General features: G+C 70.3%; 2 protein-coding genes. Both read left to right on the plus strand.

From position 1 onward, the window contains the following. Positions 1-216 precede the first annotated feature (216 nt). Positions 217-1,458: a PPE family protein gene (locus FPZ47_RS26905; protein WP_144957257.1), complete on the plus strand. Its 1,242-nt coding sequence runs from the start codon at positions 217-219 to the stop codon at positions 1,456-1,458. A 9-nt stretch (positions 1,459-1,467) separates the two neighbouring features. Beyond that, the gene (locus tag FPZ47_RS26910) at positions 1,468-2,844 is read left to right on the plus strand and encodes a PPE family protein (protein ID WP_144957255.1); all 1,377 of its coding nucleotides are present in this window, start codon (positions 1,468-1,470) and stop codon (positions 2,842-2,844) included. Positions 2,845-3,419 lie beyond the last annotated feature (575 nt).

Consider the following 3,419-nt stretch of genomic DNA (forward strand, 5'->3'; position numbering starts at 1 on the left):
AAGCGCGACTTCCGCACCGAGTTGAGCGACGAGCAGATCGAGCGCTTTGACCGCAAAGCCCTCGACAAGCTGGGTGCCGAATGCGCACAGTGGTTGGAGACGGGCGAAAGCCGCCAGGGTCGCTGATCGCGCGGAGCCATTGATGGGGACCCGGACGGCCGGAGCGCCGTCCGGGTCCGGTCATGACGACGATGCGAACGGGGGATTGGACCGGTGATCGATTTCGGGGCGTTGCCGCCGGAGATCAACTCCGGCCGGATGTATACGGGCCCGGGATCGGGACCGATGATGGCCGCCGCGGAGGCGTGGGATGGCCTGGCGGCTGAACTGCATTCCGCTGCGTCGCGGTACTCCGCGGCGATTTCCGGGCTGACGGCGAAGTGGCAGGGCGCCTCGGCGCTGACGATGGCGGCTGCGGCCGCGCCGTACGTGGCCTGGCTGACCGGCACGGCGGTCCAGGCCGAGCAGGCGGCGAGCCGGGCCAGGGCGGCGGCCGCCGCCTATGAGACCGCGTTCGCGGCGACGGTCCCGCCGGCGGCGATCACTGCCAACCGTGCCCAGCTGCTGACCCTGGTCGCGACGAATTTCTTCGGTCAGAACACCCCGGCGATCATGGCGACCCAGGCCCAGTACATGGAGATGTGGGCCCAGGACGCGGCGGCCATGTACGGCTACGCCGGCTCCTCGGCGTCCGCCGCGACCCTGACGCCGTTCGGGTCACCGCCGCGGACCACCGAACCGGCCGGCACCGTCGGGCAGGCCGCCGCCGTCGCCCAGGCCGCCGGCACCCGGGTCGAGGCCCAGACGCTGCCCCAGCTGATGTCGGTGGTGCCGTCCTCGTTGCACGGCCTCGCGGGACCCGTTGCCGCGGCGGCGCCGGCGGCCACGACCCCTTCGGCGACGGCTCCGCAATCCCTGGCATCGGCGCTGAACTCGCTGCTCGCGTCCGCAAGCGGGCCGTTGTCCCCGCTGTCCTACTTCGGCTCCTTCGGTGCCCCGGAACTTCTGGGCGTGCAAGCCTATCTGCTGCCCCAGGCGGGTGTGAACCTGACCGACGCCATGGCCAAGGTGGGGGCAGCCCCGTCGGCGGCCGGAGTCGTGGGGGCCATTTCACAGCCCGGCGCACTGGGTTCGGCGGTGACGGCGGGCATGGGACGTGCGGGTTTCGTCACGGGTTTGTCGGTGCCGCAGGGCTGGGCGATGGCCGCTCCCGCGGTCAAACCGGTGGCGGCCGTGTTCGCGGACCCCGGCCCGGCCGGCGCTGCGGCCGCGGCCGCGACGCAGGGCGAAGGAAACCTGTTCGGCAACGTGGCACTGTCGAGCCTGGCCGCAAGGGCGGCGGCGGGTACCGGCGGCACCGCCGCCCGATCGGCCGGTGGCGCCGGGGCCGCCGTCGGCGACGCGGCCGCCGGCCCGGTCAACATCTTCATCATTCCCGCTATCCCCCCGCAAGTCTGAGGTCCGCCAATGCTTTTCGGGTTATTGCCGCCGGAGGTCAACTCCGGTCGTATGTACACCGGTCCGGGGTCGGGGCCGATGCTGGCCGCCGCGGAGGCGTGGGACACACTGGCGGCGCAGTTGCACGGCACCGCCGCGTCCTACTCCTCGGTGATCGCCGGACTGGCGACGGCATGGCAGGGCCCGTCGGCGGTGGCCATGGCGAGCGCGGCCGCGCCCTACCTGACCTGGATGAGCGCCACGGCCGCCCAGGCCGAGCAGGCGGCCGCGCAGGCCCGTGGCGCCGCGGCCGCCTACGAGGCCGCGTTCACGGCGACGGTGCCGCCGCCGGTGGTTGCGGCCAACCGCAGCGAACTGGCGTTCCTGGTGGCGACGAACATCTTCGGGCAGAACACCGCCGCGATCGCGGCCAACGAGGCCCAGTACAGCCGGATGTGGGCACAGGACGCCTCGGCGATGTCCACGTATGCCGCCCAATCGGCCGCCGCGTCGGTGGTGACGCCGTTCTCGACGCCGCCGGAAACCACCGCCGCGGCCGGAGTCCTCGGTCCGCTGTCGAACGTGATCTCAAGCGCACCAACCGAGTTCGCCTCGGCCTTCGGTGCGGTTCCCGCGGCGCTGCAGAGCCTGGGGACCATCGTGACCGGATCGAATCCGGCCGCAGGACTGCTCAGCGCCCTGCAGGATTTCGCCGGTCTGCAGACCCTGAGCTCGCTCACCTCGTATTTCGAAGACATCGGCAAGGTGGTGCTACCGGTCAACGTCGTCCTGATCAACACCATCTTCGGCCTGGTGGCCGGGGCACGACACGTCCTCGATCTGGGGGCCGGGACGGCCGGCGGCGCGGCGCTGGCGCTCGAAGCCGGTTTGGGTTCGGCGTCGCCGCTGGCGAACCTGGCGGGCGTGGGCGTGGGCACCGTCTCGGCGGGGGTCGGTCACGCCGGACTGGTCGGCGGCGTGTCGGTTCCCCCCAGCTGGGCCACGGCCACCCCGGCGATCCGGACGGTGGCCGCGGTGCTGTCCGGCGCGGGGCTGGACGCCGTGCCGGCCGCGGCGGTCAGCGAGGGCACGTTGCTGAGCGGAACGGCGTTGGGGGCCATGGCCGGGAGCGCGCTGGGGGCGGCCGTGCCCGGAGCGTTCGGCGGTGCGGGCCCACGCCTGCGTTCCACGTCGCTCAAGGACGGCGCCTCCACGGACGGCGAGACGCCGGCGAACCTGCAGCGGCTGGTCGCCGAAATGGCCGAGAAGCCCGACGACGTCCAGCATTGGTACACCGAATCGGCCGATCTGGAGAGCCTCGTCGCGCGGCTGCGCAAGAAGCCGGGCATCCACGCGGTGCACCTGACCGACGGCGATATGAACGTGAGATTACCGCGTTCTGAATAGAAGTCGGCGCGTCAGAGAAACCCGCAGCTCGGGGCCGGCTTCCGAGCCAAGGAACAGGAAACGCCCAACCGGGACACAGCTAACGGCCAGCTTGGGCGGCCAGGATACCTGAAGAATCAGGATGAATAAACGGGAGCAGAGAGGCGGTCGGCGACATCGCAACGACAACCGATGCTGGGCACTGCGTCCTGATTCCGGTCGAATATCCTTTGCGGGGCGGCTTTTCCGCATACCGATCACCGCGGGGCCGAGCCGCCTGGCAAATGTCAATTTCACTCGACATTTATTCGGCAGTGCCGGGTTCCCGGGAAATGGACCGCTCCGATCACCTCCGTGGGCGCTGTCAGCCCGCTTGAGAATCGCTGACACCTCGACGACTCGCTGAAAGGGATACCGCCGTGCCGAATCAACTCATTGCGCCGACTCGGGTGCTGAGGGACTATCTGTCGGATTCTCGGGTGTGGGAGGACTTTTTGGTTCAGGGGGGCTTTGTCGACGGGGACATTGTGGTTGCCGACCCGTTCAAGGCCGGCACCACGTGGACCCAGCGGATTCTGCAGCAGATTTTGAGCAAC

Source organism: Mycobacterium helveticum (assembly GCF_007714205.1).
Lineage (GTDB): Bacteria > Actinomycetota > Actinomycetes > Mycobacteriales > Mycobacteriaceae > Mycobacterium > Mycobacterium helveticum.